This window comes from Micromonospora sp. D75 (assembly GCF_018070405.1).
Lineage (GTDB): Bacteria > Actinomycetota > Actinomycetes > Mycobacteriales > Micromonosporaceae > Micromonospora > Micromonospora chalcea.
This window is the reverse complement of the sequence record NZ_JAGPXV010000699.1, coordinates 1-2,897: the sequence shown is the minus strand read 5'-3', so window position 1 is coordinate 2,897 and position 2,897 is coordinate 1. Positions and strand designations below refer to the sequence as shown.

General features: G+C 73.8%; 3 protein-coding genes. All 3 read left to right on the top strand.

From position 1 onward, the window contains the following. Positions 1–75: 75 nt before the first annotated feature. Complete coding sequence (locus KBX39_RS27825; protein WP_210873347.1) at positions 76–870, top strand: TIGR03084 family metal-binding protein; 795 nt, start codon at positions 76–78, stop codon at positions 868–870. Continuing rightward, positions 867–2,543 (top strand): acyclic terpene utilization AtuA family protein, encoded by a 1,677-nt coding sequence (locus tag KBX39_RS27820; protein WP_210873345.1) that lies wholly within the window; start codon positions 867–869, stop codon positions 2,541–2,543. Before KBX39_RS27825 ends, KBX39_RS27820 begins: the two co-directional genes overlap by 4 nt. Beyond that, positions 2,540–2,897: acyl-CoA dehydrogenase family protein (locus tag KBX39_RS27815; protein ID WP_210873343.1), on the top strand; the 358-nt coding region annotated here is incomplete at its 3' end. The genes KBX39_RS27820 and KBX39_RS27815, both read left to right, overlap by 4 nt.

Sequence of the window (2,897 nt, the reverse complement as noted above, 5' to 3'; positions counted from 1 at the left end):
CGCCAGCTCGCCGCGCTGCTCACCCCCGAGAGCGAGCGGCACTGATCCCCTGACCCACCCCCGCCCGGAGGCACAATGGTCGACCTGACAGCCCTGCTCGCGGATCTGGCCGCCGAGTCCGAACAACTCGACGCGCTCGTCGCGGACCTGCCGCCGGACGGATGGGAGCGGCCGACACCGGCCCCGGGCTGGACCGTCGCACACCAGATCGCACACCTGGCCTGGACCGACCACGTCGCCTACCTGGCGGCCACCGACGAGTCCGCGTTCTTCGCCTCGGTGATGGCCGCGCCGGACCCGTCGCGCCTGGTCGAGGACGGCGCCGAGTCCTTCCTCGCGCCCCCGCCTGCGCTGCTGGCCCGCTGGCGTTCCGGCCGGTCGGCGCTCGCCGGCGCGCTCACCGCCGTCCCGGCCGGGCAGAAGATCCCCTGGTACGGCACCAGCATGTCGCCCACCTCGATGGTGACGGCCCGGCTGATGGAGACGTGGGCGCACGGCGAGGACGTGGCAGACGCGCTGGGCGTCAGCCGTACCCCGACGCAGCGCCTGCGCCACATCGCGCACCTCGGCTTCCGTACCCTCGGGCACGGCTTCGCCGCCCACGGCCGTGCGGTGCCCACGGCGCCGGTGCGGGTGGAGCTGACCGCGCCCGCGGGCGGTGACGTGTGGGAGTTCGGGCCGGCCGACGCGGCCGACCGGGTGACCGGCCCGGCGCTCGACTTCTGCCTGCTCGTCACGCAGCGCCGACACCGCGTCGACCTGGCCCTGACCGCCACCGGACCGGTGGCCGACGAGTGGCTGGACGTGGCCCAGGCGTTCGCCGGCCCGCCCGGTGACAAGCGGGAACCGGCGAGCGGAGTTCCCTCATGAGCGTGCTGCGGATCGGGAACGCGTCGGGCTTCTACGGCGACCGTTTCGCCGCCTGGCGGGAGATGCTCGACGGCGGCGAGCTGGACGTGCTGACCGGTGACTACCTGGCCGAGCTGACCATGCTCATCCTCGGCCGGGACCGGATGCGCGACCCGTCGCTGGGCTACGCCAAGACGTTCCTGCGCCAGGCGGAGGGCGTGCTCGGCACCGCGCTGGACCGCGGCGTCACGCTGGTCACAAACGCGGGCGGCCTCAACCCGGCGGGGCTGGCCGACGCGATCCGGTCGCTCGGCGACCGGCTCGGCCTCCAGGTGCGGGTCGGGTACGTCGAGGGCGACGCGATCCAGCGGCCGGACGCGCTGACCGCCAACGCGTACCTGGGCGCGTTCGGGATCGCGGCCTGCCTGGACGCGGGCGCGGACGTGGTGGTCACCGGTCGGGTCACCGACGCCTCGCTGGCGGTCGGCCCGGCGATCGCCCGCTTCGGGTGGACCCGCGACGACCTCGACGCGCTGGCCGGGGCCACGGTGGCCGGGCACCTGATCGAGTGCGGCGCGCAGGTCACCGGCGGCAACTTCAGCTTCTTCACCGAACTTCCGGACGGCGGGCACCGGCCCGGATTCCCGATCGCCGAGCTGCACGCGGACGGCTCGTCGGTGCTCACCAAGCACGCGGGCACCGGCGGCGCGGTGACGGTCGAGACGGTCACCGCCCAGCTGCTGTACGAGGTGGGCGGCCCGGACTACCTCGGGCCGGACGTGGTGACCCGGCTCGACACGGTACGGCTGGAGCAGGAGGGCCCGGACCGGGTCCGGGTGTCCGGGGTGCGCGGCACGCCGCCGCCGGACACGCTGAAGGTGGGCGTCAACAACCTGGGCGGCTTCCGCAACTCGATGACGTTCGTGCTGTGCGGGCTGGACATCCCGGCCAAGGCGGCACTGGTCCGCGCCCAGATCGAGGAGTCGGTCGGCACGGAGGGGCTGGAGTTCACGCTGGCCCGTACCGACCACCCGGACACCGGCGACACCGAGGCGGCGAGCGCGCTGCTGCACGTACACCTGCGCGACGGAGACAAGTCGCGGGCCGGGCGGGCGTTCTCGGCGGCGGCGGTGGAGCTGGCGCTGGCCTCCTATCCGGGTTGCACGCTCACCACGCTGCCCGGTGACGCGACGCCGTACGGGGTGTTCACCGCCGACGCGATCGCGCAGGACGCGGTCGAGCATGTGGCGGTGCTGCCCTCCGGCGAGCGGGTGCCGATCCCGCCGCCGACGGTGACGAGCGGTTTGGAAGGGACCCTTGTACAACACGAGGCGTTAACAGGGGGCCCTTCCTTGCACGCCACCCGGCGGGGGCCGCTCGGTGAGCTGGTCGGCGCGCGCTCGGGCGACAAGGGCGGCGACGCCAACCTGGGCGTCTGGGCCCGCACCGACGCGACCTGGCCGTGGCTGCGCGACTGGCTGACCGTGGAACGGCTGACCGAGCTGCTGCCGGAGACGGCGTCGCTCACCGTCGAGCGGTACGAGCTGCCGAACCTGCGCGCCGTCAACTTCGTGATCCGCGGGCTGCTCGGGCAGGGCGTGGCCGCGTCCACCCGGTTCGACCCCCAGGCCAAGGCGCTCGGCGAGCTGCTGCGCTCCCGGGTGGTCGACCTTCCGACGGAGGCTCCGGCATGACCATCGTGGACACGCCGGAACGCCGGCAGCTACGCGAGCTGACCCGCTCGTTCGTGGTCCGGGAGGTGCTGCCGCACCTGTCCGACTGGGAGCGGGCCGGCGAACTGCCCCGGTCGCTGCACGAGACCGCCGCGAAGGTCGGCCTGCTCGGCATCAGCTTCCCGGAGTCGGTCGGCGGCAGCGGCGGCGACCTGCTCGACTCGATGGTGGTCACCGAGGAGATCATCCGCTCGGGCGGGTCGTCGGGGCTGATCGCCGCGCTGTTCACGCACGGCATCGCGCTGCCGCACATGGTTCAGGCTCAGGACGAGGCGCTGATCGAGAAGTACGTCCGTCCCGCGCTCGCCGGGACGA